The sequence below is a fragment of the Actinoplanes nipponensis genome (genome assembly GCF_016862275.1).
In the GTDB taxonomy this organism is placed as follows: Bacteria; Actinomycetota; Actinomycetes; order Mycobacteriales; family Micromonosporaceae; genus Actinoplanes; species Actinoplanes nipponensis.
The window spans coordinates 60,828-76,607 of sequence record NZ_BOMQ01000047.1; the positions used below are offsets into that span (position 1 = coordinate 60,828).

Sequence of the window (15,780 nt, forward strand, 5' to 3'; positions counted from 1 at the left end):
AACCGCCCGGGGCCTGAGATGAACCAGGCGCTGGTGGTGCCCGGCCGGCCGACGCCACCCGCGCAGTGCGGGTGACCCCGGTCAGCCGCAGCCGGTGGTCGCGCTGACCCGCGCGGTGCCCTCGCCCTCGACAACCACCACGGACGTGTCGCCCGTGCGGTAGGCCCAGTCGTGCGGGTCGGCCTGTACGACCACCGCGCCGGGGACCGTGCCCCGCAGCACCGGCCCGAGGTCGGCCGGCGCGGGGAACTCGGCGGAGGTGACCGTGCGGGCCGTCCGGGCGCCGCCCGGGCAGGCGATCTCGGTGCTGGTCGCGCCGGCCGGGCTGCCGTTGAGCGTGCGCAGGGCGGCGGTGAGCGCCGCCGGCAGCTCGGTCGCGGCCCGCGGGGTGGGCGCGAGGTCGACGCCGTCGGCGAGGGGACGGCAGCCCGTCGACACGCGCAGGCTGAGGACCCGCGCGTCCGAGTCCGCCGTGGCCTCTATGCCCACGAACTCTCCGGCGTCGGCCCGCAGGCCGTACCGGGTGCCGGCGGCGTTGTGCCGCGCGGTCGCCGCGTATCCGGCCGGCAGCGCCCGCGCGATCTCCTCGAGGGTGACCGGGGCCTGACCCGCCCGGACCCGGACGCTGACCTCGCGGCTGGCCTCGACGCCCTCCCGCACGGGGGTGAGCGCGCAGTCCCGGTCGAAGCGCAGCTCGCCGAGGGTGACCGTTCGGGTGCCGGCGTCGGCGGCGGCCAGCAGGGAACCGGTCGCCCGGGCCAGCACCGGCAGCGCCTGGGCGATGGTGCGCTGCTCCGGCACGGTCGGCGGATCGTGCCGCACGGACCAGGCGGCGAACCCGGCCAGCGCCAGCGCCCAGGCCGCCACCACGGCGGTCAGCCACGGGCGCCACCGGCGCCGCTCGGGGGCCGGGGGCGGCGCGGCGGGGTGGTACTGGTACCCGGGGACGGTCACGGCAGCCATGCTCGCACGACGAGGGGCGGGACCCGGTGCGGGTCCCGCCCCTCGTGCCCGGAGCATGGGTGGATCAGGAGCTGACGCTGACCCCGACCTCGTTGACGCCGCGGGTGGCGTCCACGGTCAGGTCGCCGTTGCCGTGGCGGGACAGCGCCCGCAGGGTCCAGGACCCCGGCGCCGCGAAGAAGCGGAACACCCCCTGCGGGGAGGTCACCACCTCCGCCGTGAACTCGCCGGAGGCGTCGAGCAGGCGGACGTACGCGCCGCCCACCGCCTCACCGTCGGCGTTGGTCACGACGCCCGTGATCACGGTTTCCTTCTGCAGGTCGACGCTGGCCGGGATGGGAGCCGACTGGTCGGGCGCGGCGCAGCCGTCCGCGATGTTGGAGGCCGCGGTGTTCGAGGGAGAAGTCATGATCAGGCCTTCCCGGGCTCGTCGCCGAGGGCGATCGGCACGCCGATGAGCGAGCCGTACTCGGTCCAGGAGCCGTCGTAGTTCTTCACGTTCTCGTGGCCGAGCAGCTCCTTGAGCACGAACCAGGTGTGCGAGGAACGCTCGCCGATGCGGCAGTAGGCGATGGTGTCCTTGCTGCCGTCCAGGCCGGCGTCGCCGTAGATCTTGGCGAGCTCGTCGTCGGACTTGAAGGTGCCGTCCTCGTTGGCCGCCTTGCTCCACGGCACGCTGAGCGCGGTCGGGATGTGGCCGGCGCGCTGCGACTGCTCCTGCGGCAGGTGCGCCGGGGCGAGCAGCCGGCCGGCGAACTCGTCGGGGCTGCGCACGTCGACGAGGTTCTTGACCCCGATGGCCTGCACGACCTCGTCGCGGAAGGCGCGGATCGACAGGTCGGGCGCGGACGCCTGGTACTGCGTCGCGGCGCGGACCGGGACGTCCTTGTTGTACGGACGGGCGTCGAGCTCCCACTTCTTGCGGCCACCGTCGATCAGCTTGACGTCGCGGTGCCCGTAGAGCTTGAAGTACCAGTACGCGTACGCCGCGAACCAGTTGTTGTTGCCGCCGTAGAGGACGACGGTGTCGTCGTTGGCGATGCCCTTCTCCGACAGCAGCGCGGAGAACTGCTCCTGGTTGACGAAGTCCCGGCGCACCGGGTCCTGCAGGTCGGTCTTCCAGTCGATCTTCACGGCGCCGGGGATGTGACCGCCGTCGTAGGCGGAGGTGTCCTCGTCGACCTCGACGAAGACCACGCCCGGCGCGTCGAGATTCTTTTCGGCCCAGTCGGCAGATACGAGCGCGGTGTCGCGACTCATCGGAGTACTCCCTTGTCAGGTGAGGATGGGGGTGAGTCGACGCGCGGAGATTGGGTCGCACCCCGCGCGGGACCCTTGCGGAAACGGATCACGTTGGGTTGGGTGCGACGGCGCCACTGCCGGGCGGATCAGAACGTGCGCAGCTGGAATGGCCCCGTCAGATGACAGGGCGACACAGGCAGGCGGCCACGCGGCACAGGTCGACCGCGCGCCTTTTGGTGAGCAGCAGGCTCATGAACGCGACCCTACCAGCGGGTCCACGGCTCGGAACACTGTCAACCACCATCCGGGAATGCGTCCGCCGTCACAGTCCGCCCGAACTCAGCGACACGTTGCTCGCCCCGGTGGTGACGAACAGGCCGTCGGCCCGCGGCTCGACCTTCTGCACTTTCAGGCCCAGCGGCAGGGCGGGCACCTTGAGGTCGAAGGCGAGCTGCTTCACGTAATTGTTGATCAGGGTGCGCATCAGCGGGATGTTCGGCAGCCCCTCGGCGGTGACGTCGGCGAACGTCACGTTGACGACGCCGTTCTTGACCGCCAGGTTGGCCGTGCCGGTGGCGTTGAAGGTCTGGCCCAGCGCCTCGAACGGCGCGGCCCCGACCAGCTTGCCGTCGCGGGCGCTGAGCTTGAGACCCTGCTGGCCGATCAGGTCGGCCAGGTCGGCGTAGCTGAGGGTGCCGACGCCGGTGACCGTGCCGGCCACGATGTCGCCGTTGCCGGAACGCACGGTGTCCAGCGGCGCGGCCACGTCCTTGGCCCGGATGTCGAGGCGGGCCATCTTGATGTTCTTGCCGTTGCCGGCCGGCCCGGAGAAGTCCTTCAGCAGGATCTTGATCTCCTGGTAGTTGCCCCGCGCCACCTGGGTCAGGAAGGGCACGCCCTCGATGGTCACGTCCGGCTTCTCGGCGGTGGCCTTCTGCTCGGTGAGCTGCTGGGCGACCCGGTCGCCGATGACCCGCTCGGCGTACGACGCGCCGACCCGGTCGGCCACGGCCAGCGCCGCGACGATGATGAGCAGCAGCACCACGAAGGTGATCAGCAGGCGCCGACCCCAGCGCTTGCGCGGCCGTGCGGTCCCGTACACCTCAGCCACAGCGGCCTCCCGGTTCACGTCAAGATGGGGCACGGTATATGCCCGGTGCGAGCCCGGCGGACACTTCAGCTGAGCACGAAGACCGTCAGCACGTACGCGCCGGGCAGGGCCAGGGCGAACGCGCCCAGCGGACCCTGCATGTGCCGGGCCACCCAGAAGGTCGGCGTGTCGCCGGCCATCCGCCGGCCCACCTCGGAGTAGTTGACCGCGAGGTCCACCAGCCCGGCCACCCCGGCGGCGACGAAACCGAGCAGCGCGCCCTTGGCCGGGGTGAAGGGCAGCACCAGCACGCTGCCCAGCCCGGCCGCCGCCAGCGTGCCCAGCATGGCGCCGACCACGATGCCGGTCGCGCCGCGCGGCACCTGCGGCGCGATCCGCGGCCGCGGGAAGAACGCGTCGACCAGGTGCGCCACCAGCACCGCCACCGCCACCGCGGTCAGGCAGACCAGCACGGCCTGGGTGCCGACGGGCTTGCGGGTCAGCACGATCAGCTGAGCGAACGACACCACGCCGACGACGATCAGCAGGGTGCCGCTGAGCGCGTCGCGGACGTGCATGCGGTCGTCCGGACGGATGAACTGGCCCACGATCGCCACCACGTACCCGCCCGCGGCGACCAGCAGCAGCGGCAGGATGCCGGCGGGCTCGCGGTTGACCGCCAGATAGTCCGCCGCCAGGGCCGCGGCCACGCAGACCCCGGCGACCGTGCCGGCCGCGGGCGGCCGGATGGCCATGGTGAAGGCGAGGATGTAGAGCAGCTGCACCCCGAAGACCACGATCGCGTACGGCAGCCGCGCGTCCGGCCCGGACGTCTGCGCCCCCAGGACCAGGCCCAGGCCGAGCAGCCCGGCGAAGCCGGCGATGGCCACCGAGAGCTGGCGGCGGACGGGCACGACGGGGATCTCCTCGTCGAACTCCTCTTCCTCCTCCTCCGGATCGCCGCCGCGCGGGCCGATCCGGGAGGCGGGCTCGGGGGCGCCGGCGTAGAAGCCGGACGACGACCGGCCCGGCGCCGACCGGGCGATCTCCCGGGAGACGTCGTCGTCCCAGGAGTCGTTGTCGCGCGGCGCGGAGGGAAGCACGCCTGCGATCGTGCCAGACCCGGGGCGGAAAGCCTTCATCGCGGCGGGGGCGTCCCCGGATGAAATGCCGATCACGATTCGGCCGTTCGGCCACCTCCGGGGCGTAGTTCACATCACTCGACGTTGCGAGCAGGGACTCCGGGCTACTGCATCGGTTAAGGTAAGCCCAGCCCACCCGTCGGTGACGCCGGGACAAGTCCTACCGGTGGCGCAGCCCTGAGCTGTGCAGACCGGGTCACCCGAGCGGCCGTCGAGCCGCGAGGATCGAGGTGAGTGTGGAAATCCTCCTGTTGGTGACGGCACGCGCAGGTGAGCCCTCCGCTGTGCTTCCCGCGCTGGACCTGCTGCCCCACTCCGTGCGTACGGCGCCTCGCGACGTACGCACTCTGGTTTCCGGACCCAGCCCGGACGCCGTCCTGGTCGACGCCCGCTCCGAGCTCTCCGAGGCCCGCGCGACCTGCCGGATGCTGCACGCCACCGGCATCGGCGTCCCGCTGATGGCCGTGGTCACCGAGGCCGGCCTGATCGCCCTCAACGCCGACTGGGGTGTCGACGACGTCATCCTGGCCAGCGCGGGCCCGGCCGAGGTCGAGGCCCGGCTGCGCCTGGCGGTCGGCCGCCTGACCAACGCCACGGCGGGCGCCGGCGGCTCGATCCGGGCCGGCGAGCTCAACATCGACCCGGACACGTACGCGGCCAAGCTCAAGGGCCGCCCGCTCGACCTCACGTACAAGGAGTTCGAGCTGCTGAAGTTCCTGGCCCAGCACCCGGGCCGGGTCTTCACCCGCGACCAGCTGCTGCGCGAGGTCTGGGGCTACGACTACTTCGGCGGCACCCGGACGGTCGACGTGCACGTGCGGCGCCTGCGGGCCAAGCTCGGCTCGGAGTACGAGTCGATGATCGGCACCGTCCGCCAGGTGGGCTACAAGTTCGTGGTTCCCCCGTCGGGCCGCCAGCTCCCCGACAACGAGCCGGTCTCGCTGCCGGTATGACCGAGGTCCAGACCCGGGACCGGCTCTCCCCCGCCGAGGCGGCTGACGTCCTGACGTTGGCCGCCGCGGCGGACGAGGCCGACGGCGTCCACCCCCTGTCGGAGGACGGCCTCCTGGGCCTGCGCGGCTCCGGCCGCACCCATCTGCTCGCCTACGCGGACGACACCCTGGCCGGGTACGCCTACCTGGACGGCGCCTCCGGCGAGCTGGTGGTGCACCCGAAGCACCGGCTCCGCGGTCACGGCACCGCGCTGCTGGCCGCGGCCGGCCCCGGCCCCCGGCAGTTCTGGGCGCACGGCGACGAGCCGGCGGCCCGGGCGTTCGCCGAGCGGGCGGGCTTCACCCGCTCCCGGGTGCTCTGGCAGATGCGCCGGTCGCTGGCCGGCCTGCCCGACGTTCCGCTGCCCGAGGGTGTCACCGTGCGCGCCTTCGTGCCGGGCGCCGACGACGACGCCTGGCTGGGCGTCAACTCCCGGGCCTTCGCCCACCACCCGGAGCAGGGTCGCTGGACGGTGGGCGACCTGCGGCTGCGGTTCGGTGAGCCGTGGTTCGACCCGGCCGGTTTCCTGCTGGCGGTGGACCCGGCCGACGACCGGCTGCTCGGTTTCCACTGGACGAAGGTGCACCCGGCCGAGGGTGACGAGCCCGCGATCGGCGAGATCTACGTGCTCGGCGTCGACCCGGGCGGGCACCGGCGCGGGCTGGGCGCGGCGCTCAGCGTGGCCGGGCTCCGTCATCTCGCGGGCCGGGGTCTCGCGGACGCCCTGCTCTACGTGGACGAGTCCAACACCGCGGCGGTGGCGCTGTACCGGCGGCTGGGCTTCGAGGTGCACTCCACCGACGTGATGTACAGCCGCGCCTAATTGCGTTGCGGGGGCCGTCGCCAGCCACCTAGCGTCCTGCCTCATGACGTCTCAGCTCGTCGCGCTCTGCTTCGACGCGTACGACCCGCCCGGCCTCGCGGACTTCTGGGCTGGCGTGCTGGGCTGGGAGCCGGCCGGCGACACCACCCTGCGGCCGCACGACGACACCGGGTTCCGGCTCCGGTTCCGGCCGAGCGCGCAGCCCCGGACCGGCCCGAACCAGTTCCACTTCGACCTGACGAGCACGTCGCTGGAGGACCAGCAGCGGACGGTCGAGCGGGCGCTCGCCCTGGGCGCGCGGCACCTGGACGTCGGCCAGGGGCCCGAGGCTCAGCAGATCGTGCTGGCCGATCCCGAGGGCAACGAGTTCTGCGTCATCGAGCCGGACAACAAGTTCCTCGCCGAGTGCGGGTTCATCGGCGCGCTGTCGGGCGACGGCTCCCGGGCCACCGGCTACTTCTGGAGCGAGGCGCTGGGCTGGCCGCTGGTGTGGGACCAGGACGAGGAGACCGCGATCCGCGCCCCGTACGGCGGCCCCAAGGTCACCTGGGGCGGTCCGCCGCTGAGGCCGAACACCGGCCGGGAGCGGGTGCGCTTCGACCTGGCCCCGCCGGCCGGCGGCGATCAGCGGGCGGAGGTGGAGCGTCTCCTCGCGCTCGGCGCGACCCGCGTCGACATCGGGCCGGGCGAGGCCGGCCGGGTGGTGCTGGCCGACCCCGACGGCCACGAGTTCTGCGTGCTGCCCGCCGGCGACGCCTGACTCAGGCGCCGCGCAGCTCCGCCAGGACGGCGGCGTTGAGCGGGTGCGGGGCCCCGTCCGGCGTGACCAGCGCGACCGGCGCCTCGGCCGCGTGGGTGAGCGCGGCCGTGAAGCTGCCGTCCGCGAACTGCACCGCGGGACCGCGCTCGGACCGGCCGACCGCGACCGTGCGGGCCCCGACCTCCTGCGCGTGCCGGGCCAGCGCCCGGCCGGCCGCGGCGTGGTCGCCGACGCTGGTCAGCAGCATCCCGGTCGCGGGGATCCCCTGACCGGCCAGCCGGCGCAGGTGGGCGGTGACCGCCGCCCGGGCGGCGGGCTCGTCCTCCGGCTCGATGGCCAGCTCCTCGATGACCGCGGTCTCCCGCACCCGGACCACCTCGAGCGGGGCGCCCAGGTTCCGGGCGAGCGCCGCGGCCGCGTCCACGATGGCGTCGGCGCCGGGCGTCGCGCCGACGGCCACGACCACCGGCCGGGCGTCCTCGGGGGCCGCCGCACCGATCGGGGTCAGCGGTGAGCCGGTGCCCGACTCGGCCGCGGTGACCAGCCGGCGCCCGGTGGCCAGCACGGCGATGGCCAGCAGGAACGCCACGCCGCCCAGGTAGAACGGGACGCTGAGATCGAAACGGTCGGCCAGCTGGCCGGCCGCGAACGGCGCCAGCCCGCCGCCGATGAAGCGCACGAAGCCGTACGCCGAGGAGGCCACCGAGCGCTCGACCGGCGCGACCAGCATGACCGCCTGGGTGGTCAGCGTGTTGTTGATGCCGATGAAGGCGCCGCTGACGATGACGGCCACGATGACCGTGCGGGGTGTCGAGACGCCGGCCGCGATGACCACCATGACGACGGCCAGCGCCGCCATGTTCGCGTAGAGGACCCTGACCGTGCCGAAGCGGGCCTGCAGCCGCGGGGCGACCAGCACGCTGAAGGCGGCGACGAGCAGGCCCCAGCCGGTGAAGACCAGGCCGAGCTGGTGCGCCCCGAGCTCCATCGGGTACGGCGCGTAGCCCAGCATGGTGAAGAAGCCCCAGTTGTACAGCAGGGCCATGACGCCCATGGTCAGCAGGCCGCGGTGGCGCAGCGCCTTGAGCGGCGCGGTCACCGAGGTGGGCCGGGACGGCTTCGGCAGCGCCGGTACGAACGCGATCGTCGCCACCATCGCGATCGCCATCAGCACCGCCACCCCGAAGAACGGGCCGCGCCAGCTGATGCTGCCCAGTTCGCCCCCGAGCAGCGGGCCGACCGCGATGCCGAGGCCGAGGGCGGTCTCGTACAGGATGATCGCGCCCGCGAAGCCGCCGCTCGCCGAGGCCACGATGACCGCCAGGCTGGTTGCGATGAACAGCGCGTTGCCCAGGCCCCAGCCGGCCCGGAAGCCGACGATCTGGCCGACCGTGTCGGAGGCGCCCGCCAGCGCGGCGAAGACCACGATGACCAGCAGGCCCACGACCAGGGTGCGCTTGGGCCCGATCCGGCTGGCGACCGCGCCGGCCACGAGCATCGCCACCGCCGTCACCACCAGGTAGCTGGTGAACAGCAGGGACACCTGGCTCGGCGTGGCGTGCAGGTCGGTGGCCAGCGCGGGGAGGATCGGGTCGACCAGCCCGATGCCCATGAACGAGATGACGCAGGCGAAGGCCACGGCCCAGACGGCGCGCGGCTGGCGGAACGGGCTGGTCGCGGGGTCGCCGGTACGCATACCTGCATTATGCAGCTATCTCCGCGGGAGAACGGGGTCAGCTACCTCACAGCGGCCGGTCCCACGCGTCCCGAGCCGGTCAACCAGGGCCGAAAGAGAACACAAAATAACGGACATATGAGGCGTCGCGCCCTCGGTTCACTTAACGGACAGCCCCTCCTCGGGAAAAGGCAACGGGCCGGCGAAGACCTGTTCACCGTGCGTTCACTTAGGCCCGGGGAGCCGGTCACCTCGCCCTCTTAGCTTTCCGGGTGTGCCGATGAGAGTTCGGCCGGCCGGGACTACGGAGCCCGGAGTTGCAACATTCGTGAAGGGAAACTCGTGAAGCTCCAGCGGTTCTACGTTGCCGGCATTGCCTTGACCGCGTCTGTCGCGCTCGCGGCGTGCGGCTCTGACAACACCGACTCGCCTGCCGCCGGCGGCGCCTCCGCCGCGTCCGCGAACTGCGCGGTCGGCGACCTGACGGCGCAGGGTTCTTCGGCCCAGAAGAACGCCATGGACGAGTGGATCAAGGCTTACCAGGGCCAGTGCTCGGGCGCCAAGATCGGCTACGAGGGCACCGGTTCCGGCGCGGGCATCCAGGCGTTCATCGCCGGCACCGCCGACTTCGCCGGCTCGGACTCCTCCCTCAAGCCCGAGGAGCAGCCGCAGGCGAACGCCAAGTGCCCGGGTGGCCAGGCGCTCAACCTCCCGATGGTGATCGGCCCGATCGCGGTGGTCTACAACCTCGACGGTGTCGAGAACCTGCAGTTCTCCTCCGCGACGCTGGCCAAGATCTTCGCCGGCAAGGTGACCAAGTGGGACGACCCGGCGATCAAGGCGGAGAACGCCGACGCCAAGCTCCCGTCGACGGCGATCCAGGCCGTGCACCGCTCCGACGAGTCCGGCACCACCGACAACTTCACCAAGTACCTGAGCAAGACCGCCGAGGCGGACTGGACCTTCGGCAACGCCAAGGCCTGGAAGGCCCCGGGCGGCGTCGGCGCGGCCAAGTCGGACGGCGTGGCCACCGCGGTCAAGAGCACGGTCGGCGCGATCTCCTACGTCGAGCTGTCCTTCGCCGAGAACAGCGACCTGAAGAAGGCCAAGATCAAGAACGGCGCGGGCGAGTTCACCGAGCTCACCGCCGAGAGCGCGGGCAAGACCATCGCCGGCGCCAAGGTCAAGGGCACCGGAAGCGACCTGGCCCTCGACATCGACTACGCCACCACCGAGGCCGGCGCGTACCCGATCGTCCTGGTCACGTACGAGATCGCCTGCAGCAAGGGAAGCCCCAAGGCCGCGGCCATCAAGGGTTTCCTGAGCTACACCGCCAGCACCGGCGGCCAGTCCGCGCTCGCCGAGCTGGGCTACGCCCCGCTGCCGGAGGCCGTGCGCAGCAAGGTCGAGACCTCGGTCGCGGCCATCTCCTGACCGCCGCGTCCACCACCCCGCCGACCCCCTCCTAGACGACAGCGAGCGAGCGCATGGGTGACTATCCCTCCCGCTCGGCGAGCACCCGAGCCGGTGGATCGAGCGTGACAGCACGTCACGCCCGGTCCGCCGGCAGCGGCGTCTCGCCGATTCCTCCCGACGACCTCGACGGCAGCCGACCGCCGCTCGGTGGCGGGGGCGCGCTGCCCCGCAAGGCGCGGTTCTCCATGGAGGCCGGCTTCCGGGGCCTCACCACGGCGGCCGGCGCGATGGTGCTGGTCATCATCGTCGCCATCGCGGTCTTCCTAGTCTCGAAGGCCGTGCCCGCCCTGCAGGCGAACACCGAGAACTTCCTGACCTACAAGGCCTGGTTCCCCAACGACGCCGAGCCCAAGTTCGGCATCGCCGCGCTGGCGTTCGGCACGGTGCTGACCTCGGTGCTCGCGCTGATCGTCGCGGTGCCCATCGCCCTGGGCATCGCGCTGTTCCTCTCGCACTACGCGCCCCGGCGGCTGGCCAACCCGCTGGGCTTCGTCATCGACCTGCTCGCCGCCGTGCCCAGCGTCGTGTTCGGCCTGTGGGGCCGCGACGTCTTCCGGGAGCCGGTGCAGGACCTGTCGGTCTGGCTCAACAAGTACTTCAGCTGGCTGCCGATCTTCGGGGGCGACGGGCCGTTCGGCCGGTCCATCATGCTGGGCAGCCTGGTGCTGGCGATCATGGTGCTGCCGATCGTGACCTCGTTGTCGCGGGAGGTCTTCCAGCAGACGCCGCTGATGAACGAGGAGGCGGCGCTCGCCCTGGGCGCCACCAAGTGGGAGATGATCCGCACGGCCGTGGTGCCGTACGGCAAGCCCGGCGTCATCGCCGCGGTCATGCTCGGCCTGGGCCGGGCGCTCGGCGAGACCATCGCCCTGGCGCTGACCCTCGGCATCGTCTTCAACATCTCGTTCAACCTGATCCAGAGCGGCGGCAACAGCATCGCCGCCAACATCGCCAACACCTTCGGCGAGGCCAACGCCACCGGGCGCGGCGCGCTGATCGCCTCCGGTCTGGTGCTGTTCGCCATCACGCTGGTCGTCAACATGGCTGCGCGGGCGATCATCTACCGCCGCCGCGAGTTCCGGGACAGTGCCGCATGAGTCTGCTCGAGCAAGAGGTGCCCGGCGTCGTCATGACGCCGGACCACATCCGGTCCAAGAAGCTGCCCTGGCCGGTCGACCTCGGCATCGCCGTCGTCGCGCTCGCCGTGTCCGCCGCCGTCGTGTACGGCCTGGGCATCGGCAACTGGGTCCTGGTCGTCGTGCTCGGCGTGGCGTTCTACCTGGCCGGGATGTTCGCCGCCGCCTCCCGGGTCGAGGGCCGCCGCTCGGCCCGCAACCGGCTCTGGAAGACGCTCATCTACGGCGCCTGCCTGCTGGCGATCCTGCCGCTGGCCTCGGTCGTCTGGACGCTGGTCTCGAAGGGCGCCGCCCGCCTCGACGGGGACTTCTTCGGCAGCTCGATGAACAACATCGGCGCCCGGGACGCGAACGGCGGCGCGTACCACGCGATCGTCGGCACGCTGCAACAGGTCGGCATCGCCACCCTGATGGCCGTGCCGCTGGGCGTGCTCGGCGCGATCTACCTGGTCGAGTACGGCCGCGGCAAGTTCGCCCTGACCGTGCGCTTCTTCGTCGACGTCATGACCGGCATCCCGTCGATCGTGGCCGGCCTGTTCATCCTGGCCTTCTGGGTGCTGATCGTCAGCCCCTGGTTCAACAACGGCACGCCCCGCTTCTCCGGCTTCGCCGCCTCCCTGGCCCTGACCGTGCTGATGTTGCCCACGATCGTGCGGTCCACCGAGGAGATGCTGCGGCTGGTGCCCGGGCCGCTGCGCGAGGGCGCGTACGCGTTGGGCGTACCGCAGTGGAAGACGATCCTCAAGGTCGTCCTGCCCACGGCGCTGCCCGGCATCGTCACCGGCATCATGCTCGCCGTCGCCCGCGCCGCCGGCGAGACCGCCCCGGTGCTGCTGGTGGCCGGGGGCGCCGCCGCGATCAACTTCGACCCGTTCTCCGGCAACCAGTCGTCGCTGGCGCTCTTCGTCTACCAGCAGGCCGGCGACGCCTCCCGCTACGCGCCGGACCGCGCCTGGACGGCGGCCCTGACGCTGGTCGCCCTGGTCCTCGTCCTCACGATCGCGGCGAAGCTGCTCGCCCGTCGCAACCGGCTGTCCTGAGAGGTGTCCCCCATGGCCAAGCGCATCGAGGCGAGCAACGTCTCGTCCTACTACGGCTCGTTCAAGGCGATCGACAACATCTCCATGACCGTGGAGCCGAAGACGATCACCGCCCTGATCGGCCCGTCCGGCTGCGGCAAGTCGACGTTCCTGCGGTCCATCAACCGCATGCACGAGGTGCTGCCGAACGCCCGCATCGAGGGCCGGCTGACCATTGACGACCAGAACATCTACGACTCAGACGTCGACGTCACCGCGGTGCGCCGGATGATCGGCATGGTGTTCCAGCGGCCCAACCCGTTCCCCACGATGTCGATCTACGAGAACGTGGTCGCGGGCCTCAAGCTCAACGGCGTCCGCAAGAAGTCGCTGCTGGACGACGCGGCGGAGAAGTCGCTGAAGTCGGCCAACCTCTGGGACGAGGTCAAGGACCGCCTGGCCCGCCCGGGCGCCGGCCTCTCCGGCGGCCAGCAACAGCGGCTGTGCATCGCCCGGACCATCGCGGTGGAGCCGCAGGTCGTGCTGATGGACGAGCCCTGCTCGGCGCTGGACCCGATCTCGACGCTGGCCATCGAGGACCTGATGTTCAAGCTCAAGGACCGCTTCACCATCATCATCGTCACGCACAACATGCAGCAGGCGGCCCGGGTCAGCGACAAGACCGGCTTCTTCTCGATCGACAAGACCGGCGAGCCGGGCCGGCTCATCGAGTACGACGACACGCAGAAGATCTTCAGCAACCCGGCCGAGAAGAAGACCGAGGACTACATCACCGGCCGCTTCGGCTAGATCGTCAGCACGGCGTCGCCGTTCTCGGTCAGCTCCACCCGGGGCATGACGGGAGCGGCGGCGTCCCGCTCCGCGGTCCAGACCCCTTCAATGCTTTCGTACGCGCACAGATCGTTCAGCATCACGCGCGTAGGTGGCAGCATGGTGAGGCCGTTGGCGGCCGCCGGGCTGACCCAGGTGGTCCGGTCGGCCTCACCGGACACGTCCCGCGCCGTCTGGGCCGGCGGCAGGACCGCCACGAAGAACCAGGTGTCGAACCGCCGGGGCTCGAACTCCGGGGTGATCCACCGGGCCCAGGGCAGCAGCAGGTCGTCCCGCAGCCGCAGACCCCGCCGCGCCAGCAGCTCGGTCATCGTCAACTCGCGGCGCTGCACGGCGAGCCGATCGGCCTCCCAGTCGGCCCCACTGACATCCCCGACCAGCCCGCCATCCCCTGCACTCCCGCCGCCGGTCCCGGCCTCCGCCGCACTCGCGCCACCGGCCCGGGCCTCCGCCGCACTCGCGCCACCGGCCCGGGCCTCCGCCTCGCCCGCGCCACCGGCCCGGGCCTCCGCCTCGCCGGCCGGGCCGGCCAGCAGCACGCCGGCCTCCTCGAACAGCTCGCGGGCGGCGGCGCCCACCACGGCCTTCGCCTCCGCCTCGGGCACGCCGAGCCGCTCCGGCCAGTCGGTCCCGATGGTCCGCGGCCGGTCGTCGCGATCCACCCCGCCGCCCGGGAAGGCGTAGACGCCACCGAAGACCATGGTCGACGCGCGCCGCAGGACGTACACCTCGAAGCCGGCCGCGGCCGGGCGCAGGAGCACGACGGTCGCGGCCGGGCGCGCGGGGGCCGGAGGGCCGGTGAAGTCCCGGGCCCGTTGCAGCATGGCCGCCGGCAGCGGCATCGTTTGGCTCACCCGTCGATCCTGCCTCATCCGGCCGCCCCGCTCACCACCGCCGATCGGACCGGCGGCGGCGGGCGCCCACGGGCGATACCGTGGCGATCATGACCGAGAAGAACGTCCGCTGGGGAATCCTGGGCACCGGCGGCATCGCCGGCACCTTCGCCGCCGACCTGCCGCTCGTGCCCGGCGCCGAACTCGCCGCCGTCGGCTCCCGTACCGGCGCGACCGCCGCCGCGTTCGCCGAGCGGCACGGGTTCGCCCGCGCACACGGCTCCTGGGCCGAGCTGGCCGCCGACCCCGAGGTCGACGTGATCTACGTGGCGACCCCGCACGCCTTCCACTACGACGCGGCCATGACGTGCCTCGAGGGCGGAAAGGCGGTGCTGTGCGAGAAGCCGATGACGCTGGACCACCCGTCGTCGGCCCGGCTGGCACAGGAAGCCCGCGACCGCGGCCTGTTCCTGATGGAAGCCATGTGGATGCGCTGCAACCCCGCCGTACGCCGCATCGCCGAACTGGTCGCCGAGGGCACGATCGGCGAGGTGACGGCGGTGCACGCCGACTTCGGCCTGCAGGGCCCGTTCGAGGCGACGCACCGGCTGCGCGACCCCGCGCTGGGCGGCGGCGCCCTGCTGGACCTCGGCGTCTACCCACTCAACCTGGCCCACCTGATCCTCGGCGCGCCGGCGACGGCGCACAGCTGGGCGAGGCTCACCCCGGAAGGCGTGGACGACAACACCGGCATGCTGCTGGGCTACGCGTCGGGCGCCGTGGCCGCGCTGACCTGCAGCCTGGTCGGCGAGACCCGCAACGGCGCGTCGATCACCGGCACGCTCGGCCGGATCGACCTGCCGCCGGGCTTCTTCGTACCCCGCTCGTTCCGGCTGCACCGGATGGGCGCCGAGCCGGAGGAGATCAGCTTCCCGTTCGAGGGCAGCGGCTATCAGTACGAGGCCGCCGAGGTGCAGCGGTGCCTGGCGGAGGGGCTGCTGGAGAGCCCGCTGATGCCGCACGCGACGACGCTGGAGCTGATGAAGCTGATGGACGACATCCGAGCTCAGCTCGGCGTCGTCTACCCCTGACCCCTGGACAGACCAACCGGCCGACCACCGGCGTCTTGCGTCGGATCTCCGGCCTTCGGTCTGCCGCCCTCGCGGATCTTGATGAGTTGGGGCGGGTTCTTGGGCGCCGGCGCTTCAAGATCTGGCCTGGAGGGACCCATCGGCTGCGAGCACGGCTGCGGGTGGGCCCCAGCCGGACTCGCCGCCGTGGTGGATGACTGGCCGTGGTCAGCACTGTTTGACCGCGAGCCGGACAACCACAGCAAGGTTGCGGTGGGATAGCGGATGCCGTTGCCCGCTGAAGGGCGGCAGTCACATCACCCGCCGTCACGCACCCACACCGCGAGTTGCGCAACCACGCCGCCGGCCACGCTCGTCGCCAGCCATGCACTACGCCTCCGGTGCCCTGGGCCACCCGCGCGACCATTGACAGCGAGACGGGTGCGGTCCGACGGCGTGCTTCCACCCCCACCCGCCGCCCACGGCACCCACGCCACCCGCCTCGCGCCACCCGCGCCATCCGGCGCCCGCAGCTCCCGCGCCACCCGCGCCATGCGCCGCCCGTAGCGCCGCGCCACCCGCTACCCGCGCCACCCGCCACCCGCCGCCCGCAGCGCACGCCACCCGCCGCCCGCAGCGCCCGCGCCACTTGCCACCTGCCACCTGCCACCGGCCACCGGCCACCGGCCACCGGAGCCAGTCGCCA

General features: G+C 72.2%; 16 protein-coding genes. 8 read left to right on the forward strand and 8 right to left on the reverse strand.

Going from position 1 to position 15,780, the window contains the following annotated elements; all coding sequences use genetic code 11:
- Positions 1-81: 81 nt before the first annotated feature.
- The 6 genes from Ani05nite_RS19595 to Ani05nite_RS19615 form a co-directional block, all read right to left on the reverse strand.
- Positions 82-954 carry a hypothetical protein gene (locus Ani05nite_RS19595; RefSeq protein WP_203770147.1) on the reverse strand — a complete coding sequence of 291 codons (873 nt, stop codon included), beginning with the start codon at positions 952-954 and terminating at the stop codon, positions 82-84.
- Between the two features lie 73 nt (positions 955-1,027).
- On the reverse strand, positions 1,028-1,372 hold the full coding sequence (locus tag Ani05nite_RS19600) for a DUF1416 domain-containing protein (protein WP_203770149.1): 345 nt from the start codon (positions 1,370-1,372) through the stop codon (positions 1,028-1,030).
- Positions 1,373-1,374: 2 nt separating this feature from the next.
- Positions 1,375-2,223 (reverse strand): sulfurtransferase, encoded by an 849-nt coding sequence (locus Ani05nite_RS19605; RefSeq protein ID WP_203770151.1) that lies wholly within the window; start codon positions 2,221-2,223, stop codon positions 1,375-1,377.
- 157 nt (positions 2,224-2,380) lie between these two features.
- Positions 2,381-2,509 carry an Ms5788A family Cys-rich leader peptide gene (locus tag Ani05nite_RS42240; RefSeq protein WP_344932649.1) on the reverse strand — a complete coding sequence of 43 codons (129 nt, stop codon included), beginning with the start codon at positions 2,507-2,509 and terminating at the stop codon, positions 2,381-2,383.
- An 18-nt stretch (positions 2,510-2,527) separates the two neighbouring features.
- Positions 2,528-3,316, reverse strand: a complete 789-nt coding sequence (locus tag Ani05nite_RS19610) for an LmeA family phospholipid-binding protein (protein WP_239130340.1) — start codon at positions 3,314-3,316, stop codon at positions 2,528-2,530.
- Positions 3,317-3,381: 65 nt separating this feature from the next.
- Entirely contained in the window at positions 3,382-4,398 is a 1,017-nt protein-coding gene (locus Ani05nite_RS19615) for a hypothetical protein (protein ID WP_239130343.1), read from the reverse strand.
- 269 nt (positions 4,399-4,667) lie between these two features.
- On the opposite strand from Ani05nite_RS19615, the gene Ani05nite_RS19620 reads away from it, so the two are divergent.
- The 3 genes from Ani05nite_RS19620 to Ani05nite_RS19630 are packed head-to-tail and all read left to right on the forward strand — an operon-like array spanning position 4,668 to position 7,013.
- Positions 4,668-5,390, forward strand: a complete 723-nt coding sequence (locus tag Ani05nite_RS19620; protein WP_203770153.1) for a winged helix-turn-helix transcriptional regulator — start codon at positions 4,668-4,670, stop codon at positions 5,388-5,390.
- The gene (gene mshD, locus Ani05nite_RS19625) at positions 5,387-6,253 is read left to right on the forward strand and encodes a mycothiol synthase (RefSeq protein WP_203770155.1); all 867 of its coding nucleotides are present in this window, start codon (positions 5,387-5,389) and stop codon (positions 6,251-6,253) included. Before Ani05nite_RS19620 ends, mshD begins: the two co-directional genes overlap by 4 nt.
- Before the next feature lie 43 nt (positions 6,254-6,296).
- Positions 6,297-7,013 carry a VOC family protein gene (locus tag Ani05nite_RS19630; protein ID WP_203770157.1) on the forward strand — a complete coding sequence of 239 codons (717 nt, stop codon included), beginning with the start codon at positions 6,297-6,299 and terminating at the stop codon, positions 7,011-7,013.
- A gap of 1 nt (position 7,014) precedes the next feature.
- Here Ani05nite_RS19630 and Ani05nite_RS19635 read toward each other — a convergent pair whose 3' ends face one another.
- Positions 7,015-8,709: an MFS transporter gene (locus tag Ani05nite_RS19635; protein WP_203770159.1), complete on the reverse strand. Its 1,695-nt coding sequence runs from the start codon at positions 8,707-8,709 to the stop codon at positions 7,015-7,017.
- Positions 8,710-9,030: 321 nt separating this feature from the next.
- On the opposite strand from Ani05nite_RS19635, the gene pstS reads away from it, so the two are divergent.
- The 4 genes from pstS to pstB are packed head-to-tail and all read left to right on the forward strand — an operon-like array spanning position 9,031 to position 13,129.
- On the forward strand, positions 9,031-10,122 hold the full coding sequence (pstS, locus tag Ani05nite_RS19640) for a phosphate ABC transporter substrate-binding protein PstS (protein WP_203770161.1): 1,092 nt from the start codon (positions 9,031-9,033) through the stop codon (positions 10,120-10,122).
- Between the two features lie 53 nt (positions 10,123-10,175).
- A complete protein-coding gene (pstC, locus tag Ani05nite_RS19645; RefSeq protein ID WP_203770163.1) occupies positions 10,176-11,261 on the forward strand; it encodes a phosphate ABC transporter permease subunit PstC in 1,086 nt (361 codons plus the stop codon).
- A 32-nt stretch (positions 11,262-11,293) separates the two neighbouring features.
- The gene (pstA, locus tag Ani05nite_RS19650) at positions 11,294-12,340 is read left to right on the forward strand and encodes a phosphate ABC transporter permease PstA (protein WP_377880744.1); all 1,047 of its coding nucleotides are present in this window, start codon (positions 11,294-11,296) and stop codon (positions 12,338-12,340) included.
- Between the two features lie 12 nt (positions 12,341-12,352).
- A complete protein-coding gene (pstB, locus tag Ani05nite_RS19655; RefSeq protein ID WP_203770167.1) occupies positions 12,353-13,129 on the forward strand; it encodes a phosphate ABC transporter ATP-binding protein PstB in 777 nt (258 codons plus the stop codon).
- Here the strand turns inward: pstB and Ani05nite_RS19660 are convergent.
- Positions 13,126-13,995: an NUDIX hydrolase gene (locus tag Ani05nite_RS19660; protein ID WP_438845544.1), complete on the reverse strand. Its 870-nt coding sequence runs from the start codon at positions 13,993-13,995 to the stop codon at positions 13,126-13,128. The two genes, pstB and Ani05nite_RS19660, sit on opposite strands and share 4 nt — an antisense overlap.
- 119 nt (positions 13,996-14,114) lie before the next feature.
- Here Ani05nite_RS19660 and Ani05nite_RS19665 point away from each other — a divergent pair, with 119 nt between their 5' ends.
- Positions 14,115-15,095, forward strand: coding sequence for a Gfo/Idh/MocA family protein (locus tag Ani05nite_RS19665; protein ID WP_203770169.1), 981 nt, complete (start codon positions 14,115-14,117; stop codon positions 15,093-15,095).
- Positions 15,096-15,780: the final 685 nt, after the last annotated feature.